Origin of the sequence: Pantoea alhagi (assembly GCF_002101395.1) — a bacterium.
GTDB classification, from domain to species: domain Bacteria; phylum Pseudomonadota; class Gammaproteobacteria; order Enterobacterales; family Enterobacteriaceae; genus Mixta; species Mixta alhagi.
In genome coordinates, this window is sequence record NZ_CP019706.1 from 4,161,945 (window position 1) to 4,176,913 (window position 14,969).

Annotated in this window: 16 protein-coding genes; 13 read left to right on the forward strand and 3 right to left on the reverse strand. The window is 52.7% G+C overall.

Annotated features, from left to right (window positions below):
- Positions 1-9 precede the first annotated feature (9 nt).
- Complete coding sequence (rimJ, locus tag B1H58_RS19785) at positions 10-600, reverse strand: ribosomal protein S5-alanine N-acetyltransferase (protein WP_085072130.1); 591 nt, start codon at positions 598-600, stop codon at positions 10-12.
- A gap of 292 nt (positions 601-892) precedes the next feature.
- On the opposite strand from rimJ, the gene mdtH reads away from it, so the two are divergent.
- From mdtH to solA, 8 genes are all read left to right on the forward strand, one after another.
- Positions 893-2,098, forward strand: coding sequence for a multidrug efflux MFS transporter MdtH (gene mdtH, locus B1H58_RS19790; protein WP_085072131.1), 1,206 nt, complete (start codon positions 893-895; stop codon positions 2,096-2,098).
- 110 nt (positions 2,099-2,208) lie between these two features.
- Positions 2,209-2,856, forward strand: a complete 648-nt coding sequence (gene grxB, locus B1H58_RS19795; protein ID WP_085072132.1) for a glutaredoxin 2 — start codon at positions 2,209-2,211, stop codon at positions 2,854-2,856.
- Between the two features lie 149 nt (positions 2,857-3,005).
- Positions 3,006-3,569, forward strand: a complete 564-nt coding sequence (locus tag B1H58_RS19800; protein WP_085072133.1) for a lipoprotein — start codon at positions 3,006-3,008, stop codon at positions 3,567-3,569.
- 258 nt (positions 3,570-3,827) lie between these two features.
- A complete protein-coding gene (gene pyrC / locus B1H58_RS19805; protein WP_085072134.1) occupies positions 3,828-4,871 on the forward strand; it encodes a dihydroorotase in 1,044 nt (347 codons plus the stop codon).
- Positions 4,872-5,009: 138 nt separating this feature from the next.
- Positions 5,010-5,255 carry a DNA damage-inducible protein I gene (dinI, locus tag B1H58_RS19810; RefSeq protein WP_085072135.1) on the forward strand — a complete coding sequence of 82 codons (246 nt, stop codon included), beginning with the start codon at positions 5,010-5,012 and terminating at the stop codon, positions 5,253-5,255.
- Between the two features lie 147 nt (positions 5,256-5,402).
- Positions 5,403-5,678 carry a hypothetical protein gene (locus tag B1H58_RS19815; RefSeq protein ID WP_085072136.1) on the forward strand — a complete coding sequence of 92 codons (276 nt, stop codon included), beginning with the start codon at positions 5,403-5,405 and terminating at the stop codon, positions 5,676-5,678.
- Positions 5,679-5,894: 216 nt separating this feature from the next.
- The gene (bssS, locus tag B1H58_RS19820; protein WP_084970930.1) at positions 5,895-6,149 is read left to right on the forward strand and encodes a biofilm formation regulator BssS; all 255 of its coding nucleotides are present in this window, start codon (positions 5,895-5,897) and stop codon (positions 6,147-6,149) included.
- 102 nt (positions 6,150-6,251) lie between these two features.
- A complete protein-coding gene (gene solA, locus B1H58_RS19825; protein WP_085072137.1) occupies positions 6,252-7,367 on the forward strand; it encodes an N-methyl-L-tryptophan oxidase in 1,116 nt (371 codons plus the stop codon).
- A gap of 95 nt (positions 7,368-7,462) precedes the next feature.
- On the opposite strand, the gene proP is transcribed toward solA, so the two are convergent.
- Positions 7,463-8,923 carry a glycine betaine/L-proline transporter ProP gene (gene proP, locus B1H58_RS19830; protein WP_085072138.1) on the reverse strand — a complete coding sequence of 487 codons (1,461 nt, stop codon included), beginning with the start codon at positions 8,921-8,923 and terminating at the stop codon, positions 7,463-7,465.
- Between the two features lie 750 nt (positions 8,924-9,673).
- Between proP and B1H58_RS19835 the strand changes: the two genes are divergently transcribed.
- Together B1H58_RS19835 and B1H58_RS19840 are read left to right on the forward strand one after the other, a co-directional pair.
- On the forward strand, positions 9,674-10,249 hold the full coding sequence (locus tag B1H58_RS19835; RefSeq protein ID WP_085072382.1) for a cytochrome b: 576 nt from the start codon (positions 9,674-9,676) through the stop codon (positions 10,247-10,249).
- 4 nt (positions 10,250-10,253) lie between these two features.
- Positions 10,254-10,829: a YceI family protein gene (locus tag B1H58_RS19840; RefSeq protein WP_157130254.1), complete on the forward strand. Its 576-nt coding sequence runs from the start codon at positions 10,254-10,256 to the stop codon at positions 10,827-10,829.
- Positions 10,830-10,982: 153 nt separating this feature from the next.
- On the opposite strand, the gene trhO is transcribed toward B1H58_RS19840, so the two are convergent.
- Complete coding sequence (trhO, locus tag B1H58_RS19845) at positions 10,983-12,041, reverse strand: oxygen-dependent tRNA uridine(34) hydroxylase TrhO (protein WP_085072140.1); 1,059 nt, start codon at positions 12,039-12,041, stop codon at positions 10,983-10,985.
- A gap of 208 nt (positions 12,042-12,249) precedes the next feature.
- On the opposite strand from trhO, the gene B1H58_RS19850 reads away from it, so the two are divergent.
- From B1H58_RS19850 to B1H58_RS19860, 3 genes are all read left to right on the forward strand, one after another.
- Positions 12,250-13,347 carry an NADH:flavin oxidoreductase/NADH oxidase gene (locus B1H58_RS19850; RefSeq protein ID WP_085072383.1) on the forward strand — a complete coding sequence of 366 codons (1,098 nt, stop codon included), beginning with the start codon at positions 12,250-12,252 and terminating at the stop codon, positions 13,345-13,347.
- A gap of 145 nt (positions 13,348-13,492) precedes the next feature.
- Positions 13,493-14,413 (forward strand): Kdo(2)-lipid IV(A) acyltransferase, encoded by a 921-nt coding sequence (locus B1H58_RS19855; protein WP_085072141.1) that lies wholly within the window; start codon positions 13,493-13,495, stop codon positions 14,411-14,413.
- Between the two features lie 146 nt (positions 14,414-14,559).
- Positions 14,560-14,961: a MysB family protein gene (locus tag B1H58_RS19860; protein WP_085072142.1), complete on the forward strand. Its 402-nt coding sequence runs from the start codon at positions 14,560-14,562 to the stop codon at positions 14,959-14,961.
- The last annotated feature ends 8 nt before the right edge of the window (positions 14,962-14,969 follow it).

Here is a 14,969-nt window from a genome sequence, read left to right on the forward strand (position 1 = left end):
AATCGACGCTTAGCCACGCCGCTCCGGCGTCCACTCCTGACTGGTGAGCGCGGTCAGCACATGATCCTGCCAGCGGCCATTAATAAGCAGGTAATCTTTCGCATAGCCTTCTTTCTCAAACCCGAGCCGCGCCAGCAGATTACCGCTGCGCTGATTGTGCGGCATATAGTTCGCCATAATACGATGCATCCGCTGCTGCCGCTGCATATAGCGAATCGCCGCCTGCAGCGCTTCGAACATCATGCCCTGTCCCTGCCATTTTTCACCGAGCGAATAACCGAGATAGCAGGCGTGAAACGAGCCGCGCAACACGTTGCTAAAGTTAGCCACGCCGCGCACTTCCTTCTCTTCAGGATCCATCACGATAAAATAGAAGGCGCTGCCCTGTTTATGCATATCGGTAATCAACCCAAGACGCGCCTGCCAGCCAGAAGGATAGCAGTGGCTCTCATCACGGACCGGCTCCCAGGGTTTAAGGAAAGCGCGGTTTTCCGTGTAGTAATCAGCCAGTCGCCATGCATCGCGTTCATGAACAAGGCGGACCACCAACCGATCGGTGGTCAGACGCACTTTCGGTGCGGCGGAACGGTAGCCAAACATCTCTTCTCCTGAAAGCCATGGCTGATAAACAAAATTTATTGATGCCTGCCGCGCTAAAAATCAACGCAGCCCGATTATCGACAGCGACGCCGCTTCACGGCTCCGATTAGCGCCGGTAAAACCGCGTGGCGATAACGCCGCGGCAGGCATCATTACTCCACTGAAATTACAGCACATTTTGCCAAAGATCGATAAAAAAATATCATTCTGCACTTGCTGTTAAATTAAACAGTTAGCGCGCAAAATAATATCCCTAAAGAGTAATTATATTTAGCATCGCTAAGGAATCAGCATGGCTGGAGTTGCGCGCGCCCGACGTCTTGGTCGGGTTTTTCTGTTGGTAGATAACATGCTGGTGGTGCTGGGATTCTTTGTGGTGTTCCCGTTGATCTCAATCCGCTTCGTTGATCAGCTGGGCTGGGCGGCGATGATCGTCGGGATCGCGCTGGGTTTGCGCCAGCTGGTGCAGCAGGGACTGGGCGTATTTGGCGGCGCTATTGCCGATCGCTTCGGCGCCAAGCCAATGATTATCAGCGGCATGTTGCTGCGTGCGGCTGGTTTTGCTGCGATGGCGGTGGCACACGAGCCGTGGGTATTGTGGTTTTCCTGTCTGCTTTCCGGCATTGGCGGCACGCTGTTCGATCCGCCGCGTACCGCGCTGGTGGTGAAGCTGATTCGTCCCGAGGCGCGTGGCCGTTTCTTTTCGCTGTTGATGATGCAGGACAGCGCTGGCGCAGTGCTGGGTGCGCTGATTGGCAGCTGGCTGCTGGCGTGGGATTTCCGCCTGGTTTGCTGGGTGGGCGCGCTGGTTTTTGTCCTGGCCGCGCTGTTTAACGCGCTGCTGCTGCCAGCCTGGCGTATTTCTACCGTGCCGACCCCGCTGCGCGAAGGGCTGGGACGGGTGCTGAAAGATCGCCGTTTTTGCACCTATGTGCTGACCTTAACCGGCTATTACATTCTGGCGGTTCAGGTCATGCTGATGCTGCCGATTATGGTAAACCAGATTGCCGGAACTGCCAGTGCAGTCAAATGGATGTATGCCATTGAGGCTGCGCTGTCGCTGTCACTGCTTTATCCGATTGCCCGCTGGAGCGAAAAGCGCTTTCGTCTGGAGCATCGTTTAATGGCTGGTCTGCTGCTGATGACGCTGAGCCTGCTGCCGATTGGCCTGACTGATTCCTTACAGCAGCTGTTTATTTTGATCTGCCTGTTCTATATCGGCGCAATTATTGCCGAGCCGGCGCGTGAAACCCTGAGCGCGGAGCTGGCCAGCTCACGGGCACGCGGCAGCTATCTTGGCTTTAGTCGCCTGGGTCTGGCGCTGGGCGGCGCGCTGGGATATACCGGCGGCGGCTGGATATTTGATACCGGACGCGAGCTGGATTTGCCGGAGCTGCCGTGGCTGATGCTGGGCTGTACCGGTGCAATTACCCTGCTGGCGCTGTGGTGGCAATTTCAGCCGCGCGCCGCAGCGCCCGCTATATTGCGCGGCGGCTAACATGCCGTTGCGGTTTGCCCTTCCCGGGGATCTCTTCCATACTTTTTAAGCATATTCAAATAATTGCTGACGGCAGCCTGCTGTTGGCAATATGAGTAAGGAGAGATGCGGTGAAACTCTATATTTACGATCATTGTCCGTTTTGCGTTAAAGCACGCATGATTTTTGGCCTGAAAAATCTGCCGGTAGAACTGGTGATAATGCTTAACGATGATGAGGAGACACCAGTCCGTCTGATTGGTCAGAAAATGGCGCCGATTCTGCAAAAAGAGGATGGCAGCTGTATGCCGGAGAGCCTTGATATTGTGCGCTATGTCGATCAGCTGGATGGCGAACCATTACTGACCGGTAAAACCAATCCCGCAATTAACGACTGGCTGCGCAACATGGGTAGCTATGTGAATAAGCTGCTGCTGCCGCGCGTTGCTGAAGGCGCTTTTGCCGAGTTCGCCACGCCGCAGGCGCGCAGCTATTTCAAAAACAAAAAGGAAGCCAACATTGGCGACTTTGCTGAATTAAAACAGCATGCAGACGGGCTGATCAAAAAGATCTCTAACGATATGCGCGATCTCAATAAGCTGATCGTGAAGCCGAACGCCGTTAATGGCGAACTGAGCCTGGATGATATTAACCTGTTTCCTCTGCTGCGTTCGCTGACGCTGATAGCGGGTATTAACTGGCCCAGCCGGGTCGCGGAGTATCGCGATAATATGGCGAAGCAAACGCAGGTCAATTTGTTAAGTTCGGTTGCGGGTTAATTTTTTAAGGGCAGCGTTTCGCCGCCTGCTGTCCTTCTTCCCGCGTTTTACCTTTCTTTTCCTGTTTTCCTGGTGACTCACGACGGTGATTGCGGCAAGCTTAGCCTCCTGAAAAGGAGACTTTCTCCGCATTACTTTCGAGGATTGTCATGAACAAGGCGTTTTTGGCGCTCTGCGCCCTTGTGCTGGCCGGTCTGTTGACCGCCTGTAATCAGCTAACCCAGTACACAATTTCCGAGCAGGAGATCAATCAGGCCCTGCAGAAACATAATAATTATCAGAAAGACATTGGCGTGTCCGGGCTGGTTAATGCCCATATCGTGCTGAATAACCTCAGCAGTCAGATTGGCCGCGAGGAAGCCGGTAAGGTGACGCTCTCCGGCAATGCGAAAGTGAATATCACTTCGCTGCTGGGGCCGCAGCAGGCGGATATGCAGCTGAAGATGAAAGCTCAGCCGTTCTTCGATAAACAAAAAGGCGCGATTTTTCTGAAGGATCTGGAGATCGTGGAAGCCAATGTGCAGCCGGAAAAAATGCAGCCGATCCTGCATACCCTCACGCCCTATCTTAACCAGTCGCTGAAAAGCTATTTCGATCGCGAACCGGCTTATATCCTGAGCGAAGATCGCAGCAAAGCGGAAGCGATGGCGAAAAAACTGGCGAAAGGAATTGAGGTAAAACCGGGTGAGCTGGTGATCCCTTTTATCGACTGACCACAGCCGCCCGCGCTGTTTTCTGCGGCGCGGGCTATTTACCTTTAATCGCTTTGCGATTCCAGGCTATCCGGGCGTGACAGGCTGCGCTCCTCCCGCAAGGCAGCGGAGGCGCTGGCGCTATTTGCACCACTTCTCCTGTTTCTCCAGACTTTTTTCGCGCGGCCGACATAAAGCAAGTGCAATCGGTTGCCTTTATCCTTATGCTTGATACCCGGCTAAAAACTGCCTTGATTTCCCACCGCCGGAGCCTAATTCATGACTGCACAACCTCAGCAACTGATCATTCGCCGCCCTGACGACTGGCATATCCATCTGCGTGACGATGAGATGCTGCGCGCCGTATTGCCTTTTACCAGCGCCGTGTGCGGCCGTGCCATTGTGATGCCTAATCTGGTGCCGCCCGTCACCAGCGTGGAGGCGGCAAGCGCCTATCGCGCACGTATTCTGGCCGCGTTGCCGGAAGGACATACTTTCCAGCCGTTAATAACCTGCTATCTTACCGATTCGCTTCAGCCTGATGAGGTGGAAAAAGGCTTTCAGGCCGGAGTTTTTACCGCAGCCAAGCTTTATCCCGCTCACGCCACCACCAACTCCAGTCATGGCGTAACCAGTATTGACGCCATCGCCACGGTGCTGGAGCGTATGCAGCGCATCGGCATGCCGCTGCTGATTCATGGCGAAGTGACCGATGCGCATATCGATATTTTCGATCGTGAGGCACGCTTTATCGAAACGGTTATGGAGCCGCTGCGTCAGCGCTACCCTGAACTGAAAGTGGTGTTTGAACATATCACCACCAAAGAAGCCGCACAGTATGTCGAGGCGGGCAATGATCTGCTGGCTGCGACAATCACGCCACAGCATCTGATGTTTAACCGTAACCATATGCTGGTGGGCGGTGTGCGCCCGCATCTCTATTGCCTGCCGATCCTGAAGCGCAATGTCCATCAGGAGGCGCTGCGCAAGGTAATTGCCAGCGGTAACCATCGCTTCTTCCTCGGCACCGATACCGCGCCGCATTTACGTCATCGTAAAGAGGCCAGCTGTGGCTGCGCCGGGGTGTTTAATGCGCCGACCGCGCTCCCCGCTTACGCTACGGTTTTTGAAGAGATGGGTGCGCTACAGCATTTTGAAGCCTTCTGTTCAGAAAACGGCCCAAACTTTTACGGTCTGCCGCTGAATGAAGGAACGATTCGCCTGGTGCGTGAACCCTGGACTGTCGACGAAAGCATTGCGGCGGCGGGCGATACGCTGGTGCCTTTCCTCGCCGGTGAAACCCTGAACTGGCGCATTGCCTGATGATCCCCTGCGGCTGATGTTTTGCCATCAGCCGCTTCTGTAATTCTCTCCATTTTTTCATCGACATCCTGCTCGCTTTTCGTTGCTTTGCTGCCGCATTAACTGTATAAATAGCCAGTACTCACAGCGGAGGCAGATATGCGTGTTGAAGTAACCATAGCGAAAACCACTCAGCTCCCTGCCGGCGCTATCGATGCGCTGACGCAGGAACTGTCAAAACGAATCGATAAAGAATTTCCGGAAATGGCCAACCATATTTCGGTGCGCTACGCCAGCGCGAATAACCTGACCGTGATGGGCAGTGGTAAAGATGCCAAAGATCGTGTGACCGAGATCCTGCAGGAAACCTGGGAGAGCGCCGACGACTGGTTTATCACTGACTAGCTTTCTTTTTGTGCCGTTGTTTGCCGGATATCGCCATCCGGCTTTTTTTTATCTTTACCGCCTCGCCGCCCTCCCAACGCGGTTATAGACTGTTGTAAGCCGATGACATATTCTGGCGTCCGTCATGACTTACAGGAGGTGTTAACCATGACCGCTGATAAACCTGAAGAGGCGATGACCTTTGGTGAACTGCTGGCGTTAATTGGTGAACAGCAGCGTCGTCTTACCGTGTTGGAAAACGCATTTTCCTATCTTGCCTTTTGTCTGGACGATAAATCTAATCAGTTATTGATTCATAGCCTGCGACTGGAAGCGCAAAACCAAAATCATGATGAGGGAATGCAGCAGCATTTTGCTCGTCTTGCGGCTGAGCTGGAAAAACGTCACGCCCCGGTTAAAATTCAACCCGATACCACTCTTTGATTTTTATAAACTCCTGCATTATGCAGGAGTTCTTTTCCTGCTAAGAATAATCAGAATTCTGTTCAAATATTATTCTCCGTAGATTAATTACGCTATTCGAGCATTTTTCGTGCCGCTTAAATCTGTAACACTGTTATAATCACTCTGCTCTGTGAAAAAAAGCCGCATTGAAACCTCAAATAATCACTTCGTTCTACGAGTAATAAGGGGGTTATAATGGACAGTAATAAAGAGATTATTCAGACACATCCCCTCGTTGGATGGGATATCAGTACCGTGGACTCGTATGATGCGATGATGATTCGTCTGCATTCGCTTTCATCTAATGAGCAACAGCCTGATGAAGCCGACGTAGGGCCGACTTACTGGCTGACTACGGACGTTGCCAGACAGTTTATCTCCATTCTGGAAGCAGGTATCGCTAAAATAGAAGCCAGCGAAATCCTTGCCCGAGACTACAAAAAGCATTAACCAGTAACGTTGGTTAACCAGGCACCCTGCGGGGTGCCTTTTTATTATCTGCACGCTTTTGCTATGCTGCTAAGCCTTCGCAGCATCAGGAGAAGTTGGCTAATGGTTTATGATCTTATCGTTATCGGTAGTGGTTCCGTCGGGGCCGCCGCAGGCTGGTACGCGACGCGTGCCGGGCTTAAGGTGCTGATGATTGACAGCGCGCACCCGCCCCATCAGGAAGGCAGCCACCACGGCGCAACGCGTCTGATTCGTCACGCCTATGGCGAGGGCGCTCGCTATGTTCCACTGGTTTTGCGCGCTCAGCAATTGTGGGATGAACTGGAGCAACAGAGCGGTGAACAGATTATGCACCGCAGCGGCATCATCAACCTTTCTCCTGCCGACTCGCCGTTTATTAACAACGTAACAGAAAGCGCACGCCAGTTTCAGCTGGAGATTGAGGTTTTATCGCCAGAGCAGATACGCCAACGCTGGCCAGAAATTGCGGTACCGGAAGGCTACACGGGCGTTTTTGAACCGCGCTCCGGCTATCTGAAATCAGAGGTGGCGATTCGCAGCTGGATTCGCCTGGCGCGCGAAGCGGGCTGCGCTCAGCTGTTTAACTGTGCGGTATCCGCCATTGCCCGCGAAGATGAGCTGCAGCGCGTGACCACGGCTGATGGCGACTACTATGGACGCAAGCTGTTACTCAGCGTCGGCACCGCCGTTAAGCAGTTCTGCCCTGATATACCGGTTACGCCAGTACGCAAAGTGTTTGCCTGGTATCAGGCCGACGGGCGCTACAGCGAAAATAATAAGTTTCCCGGCTTCACCGTGGAAATGGCCGATGGCAGCCAGTATTACGGCTTTCCCGCAGATAATAACGCGCTAAAAATAGGCCGACATGACGGTGGTCAGCCAATGCAGAACGCACAGGATCGCAAACCTTTTGGCGCTTATGCCAGCGATGGCAATGAGGTTTTTAATTTCCTCCGCCGCTTTCTGCCCGGCGTAGGGGTTTGTTTGCACGGCGCCGCCTGCGCTTATGATAATTCTCCCGACGAGGATTTTATTATCGATACGCTGCCGGAAGATAATAATCGCATGATAATAACCGGACTCAGCGGTCACGGTTTTAAATTCGCCAGCGTATTAGGTGAAATAGCCAGCGCCTTTGCCAGCAATAAATCATGTAAATTTGATTTATCGCCATTTTCTTTGTCCCGTTTTAAATAAAACAATAAAGGCACAATAAAATTGTGCCTTATTATTTCTGCGATAATTATTATCGTTTTGATTGTTTAATATTACCCGTTCGGCTTTGCCGCTAATTATTGCGTCGCCCTGTGCTCTTTTTGGCGACGCAGCTTGAGTTTTTTCACCAGTTTTACCGCTTCTGCTTCTGAACCCACCGCCGGTGCTGAACCATGCAGCGGCTTACGCGCCGTTTCGCGCATAAAGAACACGGTAATCAAGCCGATAACGCCCGCTCCCATCAGGTAATAAGCTGGCATCAGCAGATTCTGGAATTTATCCACAAGCCAGGCGGTCATCAACGGCGTGGTGCCGCCAAACAGCGATACGGAGATATTAAAACCGATAGCCAGCGCACTATAGCGCACATCGGTGGCAAACAGCGCTGGCAGCGCCGACGGCATGGTGCCGCTAAAGCAGCTATGCAGCACGCCAAAGATCATCAGGCCAATGAAAACAAATACCAGGTTGCCGGTCGCCACCAGCATCAGGCAGGGAATGGAGAATACCAGCAGCCCCACCGCGCCCAGCGCAATCACCGGACGACGTCCCAGGCGATCGTTCCAGTGTCCCCAGAACAGCGTGAGCGGCATCATAACAAACATCACCACCAGCACCAGCATCAGGCCGCTTAGCTCGCTCAGACCCAGCACGCCGGTGAGATAGCTGGGCATATAAGAGGTCAGCATATAGTTGGAGACATTAAACAGTAGTACCAGACCAATACACTTCAGCATCTGTGCCCGATATTTACGCAGCATTTGCCACAGAGTTAGCCGCGGTTTGCTGTGTTCCAGCGCTTCCTGTTTTTCCATATGCTTCTGAAACGCCGGTGTCTCTTCCAGCTTCAGACGAATATAAAGGCCAAACAGTCCCAGCGGTGCAGCAATGAAGAAAGGAATACGCCAGCCCCAGCTAAGTAGCTGATCGGCAGAGAGCAGCGCCGTCAGTGCGGTGACCAGCCCCGCGCCCAACAGATACCCGCCCAGCGTGCCGAATTCCAGCCAGCTCCCCATAAAACCGCGACGTTTGTCGGTTGAGTATTCAGCGATAAAGGTCGCCGCGCCGCCATATTCACCGCCAGTGGAAAAGCCCTGTACCAGCCGCGCCAGCAGCAGCAGTAACGGTGCAGCAATACCGATGCTGTTATAGCCGGGGATCAGTCCAATACAAAAGGTCCCGATTGCCATCATGATCATGGTGATGGCCAGCACTTTTTGCCGACCGATACGATCGCCCAGCGGGCCGAAAAAGAGCCCGCCAATGGGACGTACCAGAAACGCGGCGGCGAAAGCGCCAAAGGTGGCAATCAACTGTGCAGCCGGACTGCCGCCGGGGAAGAACACTTTACCAATGGTAACGGCCAGATAGCTGTATACGCCAAAGTCAAACCACTCCATGGCGTTGCCGAGCGCGGCTGCACCCACAGCGCGTTTCAGCATAGCCTTATCGACAATGGTAATATCATCGACGGTAAGTTCTTTTTGGCCTTTTTTCTGCCAGAAATGTTTTTTAGATGAGCCTGTAGCGACGTTCATATCGTTTCCTCACGGATTACGCGATGACGGTAGGCAGCACCATAGCTTTCATAGCCAGCAGCGGCTGATGGTAAGGAAAGCTATAACGCAGCATGAATACGCTCAACAGAATGAGATCTGCATCACGTTTATTGACACAGATTTACTTTATCGATTGTAAAGGCAAAATGCAAATTTGATGAAATATTAGGCTATCCACAGCGTTTAAGCTGGTACGGAATCTCATCCTTTCGCCAGATAATAGTTTTTATAACCATAAAAACCGAACGAGATTTTCAGCTCAGCGTCGTATGGAAACGGCAACACCAGGTTACCGGCCAGATATTATAAAAAAGTTAATTTTTATCTTCACGCTCTGCACGGGCACCTGTCAAACGCCGCTGCCGCATTGACAAAAACTGACTAAACGCCAACAAAAGTCGATATTTGATTCAAATTTATTGAAATTATTATTCTTAACAGCCGCATTTTTTTCATGGCTATTATATGGCTGACCGAAAGGCTGACTTACACATTATTTTGCTAACGTTATGCTTGTTTTAGCGCCAGAATGCTTCCTCGCTCTCTCGCTGTAAAATATTACTTTGCTAATACCAGCGGCTTTTCAGGCGATAAAACTGATAATAACCACCTTTAAACAATCAATTAATTTGAGATAAATTAAAAAAGCAGAGTGGCTAGCGGTTTTTTGTTGATTTTCTGTTTCAGCTTGTACAGTCTCATGTCAAAACATTGAGCAGAGATATGGCGATGGGATGGAAAAATAGCGGCGACGGATATGGTCATTTTAGCTTATTGCTCCACTGGCTGGTGGCGCTGGCCGTGTACGGTATGTTCGCGCTGGGTTTGTGGATGGTTTCGCTGGGCTATTACGACACCTGGTATCATAAGGCGCCGGAGTTGCATAAAAGCATCGGCATGGTGCTGTTTGCCGTCATGATTTTACGGGTAATCTGGCGCTTTGTTTCTCCGCCCCCTGCTCCGCTCGCCAGCTACTCTCCGCTGGTGCGCTATTCCGCCGTGGCGGTCCACCTGCTGCTCTATTTATTGCTTTTTGCCATTTTTATCAGCGGCTATCTGATATCAACCGCAGAAGGCAAACCCATCGACGTCTTCGGCGTGTTGCCTGTTCCGGCTACTTTTAGCGGCTACGGTGCGCAGGCCGATCTGGCGGGCGATATTCACCTGTGGCTGGCCTGGCTGGTAGTGATTATGTCACTGCTGCACGGACTGGCTGCATTAAAGCATCACTTTATCGATCGCGATATTACCCTGAAACGTATGCTGGGCTACCGCATCACTTCATCTGTTAAAACGGAGAAATAATATGTTGAAAAAAACGCTTTGCGCGTTGACCGCAGCCACGTTGTTGCTGGGTGCTCAGGCTGCTACCGCAGCGGAATATAAAATTGATAAAGAGGGGCAGCACGCCTTTATTCAGTTCCGCATTAAGCATTTAGGCTACAGCTGGCTGTACGGCACCTTTAAAGATTTTGACGGCGGCTTTACCTTTGATGAGAAAAACCCGGCGGCCGATAAAGTTAACGTAACGATTAATACCAGCAGCGTTGATACCAACCATGCCGAACGTGATAAGCATCTGCGCAGCGCCGATTTTCTCAACGTCAGCAAATTCCCGCAGGCAACCTTTGTTTCTACCGGCGTGAAAAAGGATGGCGACGAACTGGATATTACCGGCAATCTGACGCTGAACGGCGTAACCAAACCGATTACGCTGGAAGCGAAACTGCTGGGCCAGGGGGACGATCCCTGGGGCGGCTACCGGGCTGGCTTTGAGGCGGAAGGCAAACTGGCGCTGAAGGATTTTAATATCACTAAAGACCTTGGTCCGGCCTCGCAGGAGGTTGAGCTGATCATCTCTGTGGAAGGCGTACGCCAGAAGTAGACCATACAGACTCTAAAAGGCTAACGCTAAACTCAAGGCGCGGGGTGTCCCGGGACACCCCGCGCGGGCGCATATTAGACCTTTGCGATCTCCCCCGAGCAGTTTTTTGCAATTTCCCTGACCGCGAGTGTTTTCCCTTCCCCCAGGCAGCTGTTATTTTTTATCGATCGGTGCCGGGATCGTCAGCGTGGCGGTTAACAGGCCGCGCGATTTATTAAAGATCTTGTTGCTGGTTTCACGTCCGGCGCGACGAGCGCGCTGCTCTTCCGGCGGCAAGGCTGCCTCTTCCATGCACATCGGGCTGCAGCAATGCTGAAACTTCTCGGCGCAGGACGGGCACTGAATGAACAGCAGATGGCAACCATCGTTCACGCAGTTAACGTGCGTATCGCACGGCGCGCCGCACTGATGGCAATGAGCAATCACATCATCTGAAATGCGTTCGCCCATGCGTTCGTCAAAGACAAAGTTTTTGCCTTTGAAACGCACCGGCAGGCCCTGCTCGCGCGCACGGCGAGCATATTCAATAATGCCGCCTTCAACGTGATAAACCTGCCCGAAACCGTTATGCAGCATCCAGGCGCTGGCTTTTTCACAGCGGATCCCGCCGGTGCAGTACATAACAATCTTTTTGTCTTTCTTATCCTGCAACATCTCCACTGCCATCGGCAGTTGATCGCGGAAAGTATCGGCAGGAATTTCCAGCGCCTTGTCAAAATGCCCCACTTCATATTCATAGTGGTTGCGCATATCAACAAACACTGCATCCGGATCATCCAGCATGGCGTTGACTTCATCCGCTTTCAGATACGCGCCCACCTGACTGGCATCGAAACTTTCATCCTCAATGCCGTCAGCGACGATGCGATCGCGCACCTTCAGCCGCAGCACCCAGAACGATTTGCCGTCATCATCCAGCGCGATATTCATGCGCATATTATTCAGTGCTGGATCAAAGCCGTACAGCGTTTCCTGCATGCGCGCATAGAGGCTGGCCGGCACGCTGACCTGCGCGTTAATCCCTTCATGGGCCACGTAGATACGTCCAAAAACTTTCAGCTCGGTCAGTGCAAGATAAAGCGCATCACGAAAAGCTTTGGGATCGGCGATATGAAAATATTTATAAAAAGAGACTGTGGTGCGCGGCTCGGTTTCGGCCAGCATGCGCGCTTTCAGCTCTTTGTTTGAAACAAGGTTATGTAACACTGGCATGGTGTTCTTTCCCGGTAGTGAGCTCTTTTTTGCGGGCGACATCATACCTGATTTAACAGTGAAGCAAAGCTTTGCAGCATTTTTTCCACATTTGACGATCTCTTCTTACCGCACATACTGACAATTACCCGCTCTGCCAATTGAATTAAGCCGTGTTATATCATTAGCGACCTTACTATCACTCAGGTGATAACAGATGGAGAAAAACATGAGTCAGCTTTTTACGCCGTTGCAGTTGGGCAAATTATCGCTCAGCAATCGTATTATCATCGCGCCGATGTGTCAGTATTCGGCAGAACAGGGCAAAGCGACGCCCTGGCATCGCATTCATCTGGGACATTTATCCCTCTCCGGCGCTGGACTGCTGATTATCGAAGCCACCGCCATTGAGCCTGCCGGGCGCATTACGCCGCAGGATCTCGGCCTGTGGGATGATGAAACGGAGCAGGCGCTGGCGGAAACCATCAATGATGTAAAACGCTACGCAACCATGCCGCTGGGGATCCAGTTGGGCCATGCCGGACGCAAAGCCTCCTGCGACGTACCCTGGCGTGGCGGCGGCTTTTTAACGCCGCAGCAGGGCGGCTGGCAGACCTCCGCTCCTTCAGCGCTGCCCTACAGCGAAAAAGACGGCACCCCGCTGGCGCTGACCAAAGAACGTATCGCCGAAATCAAACAGGCCTTTATCGACAGTGCCATCCGCGCCGATCGGCTGGGCTTTGAGCTGGTGGAAATCCATGCCGCGCATGGTTATCTGCTGCATCAGTTCCTTTCACCTTTATCCAACCAGCGTGACGATGAATATGGCGGTTCACTGGAAAATCGCATGCGTCTGGTGCTGGAAATTTTTGATGAGGTGCGCCGTGTCTTCCCACGTGATAAGGCGGTTGGCGTGCGTATTTCCGCCTCTGACTGGGTAGAAGGCGGCTGGGATGAGGCGCAATCCATCGCGCTAAGCAAGGCGCTGGAAGCTGCCGGCTGCGACTATATTCATGTCTCCAGCGGCGGTTTGTCGCCCCAGCAGCAGATCAGCGTTGGCCCGAACTATCAGGTGCCTTTCGCCGCAGGGATTAAAGCAGCCCTGACCACCATGCCGGTGATTGCCGTAGGATTGATTACCGAACCTCAGCAGGCGGAAGCGGTGCTGGTCAACGGTGAAGCCGATGCTATCGCCCTGGCCCGCGCCATGCTTTACGATCCGCGCTGGCCGTGGCACGCCGCCGCCGAACTGGGCGAAAAAGTGCAGGCGCCGCCACAATACTGGCGCTGCGAGCCGCACGAAGTGAAAGGTTTGTTTGATTTTTAAACGCTATCCGGCAGTGCAGTGATTGTGCTGCCGGACATCTGGCTGACATCCCGGTTTCAGCAATAAGTAAAAAAGTGGCACAATACACCCTTCAAATTGGACACTGCGGCGTTTTTTACCTGCTGCAACGAATAACTGGAAGAACATGACTCAGTTGCCTCAATTTTCACGCGATCTGCTTCATCCGCGTTACTGGTTCCTCTGGCTTGGTATTGGCCTGCTTTATCTGGTGGTATTGTTGCCCTACCCGGTGCTTTACCATCTCGGTTGTGGTTTAGGTCGTCTTTCGATGCGCGTGATGAAACGACGCGCGGCGATCGCCCAACGCAATATTGAGCTCTGCTTTCCTCAAATGCCGCCCGCCGAGCGCGATGCGCTGCTGAAGCGCAATTTTGAGTCGGTCGGCATGGGTTTTCTGGAGACCGGCATCGCCTGGTTCTGGCCGGACTGGCGGGTGCGGAAATGGTTTACCGGTATCGGTGATGAGCATATTCAGCAGGCAAAGCGCGAGCAGAAAGGCATTCTGCTGATCGGGATGCATTTTCTTTCCCTGGAGCTGGGCGCACGCATGTTCGGCTTGCTGAACCCCGGCATCGGCGTTTATCGTCCTAATGACAATCCGGTGATCGACTGGCTGCAAACCTGGGGCCGCATGCGCTCGAATAAGAGCATGATCGATCGTAAGGATCTCAAAGGCATGATCCGCGCGCTGAAGGCGGGCGAGATCATCTGGTATGCGCCCGATCACGATTACGGCCCGAAAAGCAGCGTCTTTGTGCCCTTTTTCGCCGTGCCGGATGCTGCCTCGACCAAAGGCAGCTATATGCTGATCCGCACCGCGAAGCCCGCCGTGATCCCTTTCCTGCCGCGTCGTCTGCCGCACGGTAAAGGTTATGAGCTGATCGTCTTGCCTGACGTGAAAGATGTGCCGACCGATAACGAGGAAGCCACCGCAAGGCGGATGAATCAGATCGTTGAAGAAGCGGTACTGATGGCCCCGGAGCAGTATATGTGGCTGCACCGTCGTTTTAAAACGCGTCCGCCTGGCAAAGAGAAACTTTACTAACCCCTTCTTTTCCCTTTCGTTCCACTACGGAGCGAAAGGGTCTGATTTCCGCCCATCCAGACAGTTTTTTTAAAGCTGATGCTATGAGTGCTGAAACTTCGTCTATTCTTTCCTGAAACCATCCTTGAGGAGATTAGGAGAGACTAATGAGCATGTTTAGCACACTGGAAGAAGCTATCGATAGCGCCCGTGAAGAGTTCCTGGCGAATAACCCAGAGCTGGATGAAGATGAGGTTTCAGTAGGGCAATTCAATCTGCAAAAATATGTGATGCAGGATGGCGAAATTATGTGGCAGGCGGAGTTTCTCGCTGATGAAAGCGATGACGGCGAGTTGCTGCCTCTCCGCACCGGTGAAGCTGCGCAGGCTATTTTCGAGGGTGACTTCGATGAGGTGGAGCTGCGCCAGGAATGGATGCCGGAAAACACGCTGCACGAATGGGACGAAGGTGAATTCCAGCTGGAAGCGCCGCTGGATACCGAAGAAGGCGAAGCGGTAGCCCAGGAGTGGGAAGACAGCGGCAGCAATAACGAATCAGACCGCTGGTAACCCTGTTT

Coding starts and splice junctions, on each gene's coding strand:
- solA (WP_085072137.1), top strand. CDS start 6,252: ATGGTTTATGATCTTATCGTTATCGGTAGTGGTTCCGTCGGGGCCGCC.
- B1H58_RS19860 (WP_085072142.1), top strand. CDS start 14,560: ATGAGCATGTTTAGCACACTGGAAGAAGCTATCGATAGCGCCCGTGAA.
- B1H58_RS19850 (WP_085072383.1), top strand. CDS start 12,250: ATGAGTCAGCTTTTTACGCCGTTGCAGTTGGGCAAATTATCGCTCAGC.
- B1H58_RS19835 (WP_085072382.1), top strand. CDS start 9,674: ATGGGATGGAAAAATAGCGGCGACGGATATGGTCATTTTAGCTTATTG.
- trhO (WP_085072140.1), bottom strand. CDS start 12,041: ATGCCAGTGTTACATAACCTTGTTTCAAACAAAGAGCTGAAAGCGCGC.
- dinI (WP_085072135.1), top strand. CDS start 5,010: ATGCGTGTTGAAGTAACCATAGCGAAAACCACTCAGCTCCCTGCCGGC.
- B1H58_RS19815 (WP_085072136.1), top strand. CDS start 5,403: ATGACCGCTGATAAACCTGAAGAGGCGATGACCTTTGGTGAACTGCTG.
- rimJ (WP_085072130.1), bottom strand. CDS start 600: ATGTTTGGCTACCGTTCCGCCGCACCGAAAGTGCGTCTGACCACCGAT.
- bssS (WP_084970930.1), top strand. CDS start 5,895: ATGGACAGTAATAAAGAGATTATTCAGACACATCCCCTCGTTGGATGG.
- B1H58_RS19800 (WP_085072133.1), top strand. CDS start 3,006: ATGAACAAGGCGTTTTTGGCGCTCTGCGCCCTTGTGCTGGCCGGTCTG.
- B1H58_RS19855 (WP_085072141.1), top strand. CDS start 13,493: ATGACTCAGTTGCCTCAATTTTCACGCGATCTGCTTCATCCGCGTTAC.
- pyrC (WP_085072134.1), top strand. CDS start 3,828: ATGACTGCACAACCTCAGCAACTGATCATTCGCCGCCCTGACGACTGG.
- mdtH (WP_085072131.1), top strand. CDS start 893: ATGGCTGGAGTTGCGCGCGCCCGACGTCTTGGTCGGGTTTTTCTGTTG.
- proP (WP_085072138.1), bottom strand. CDS start 8,923: ATGAACGTCGCTACAGGCTCATCTAAAAAACATTTCTGGCAGAAAAAA.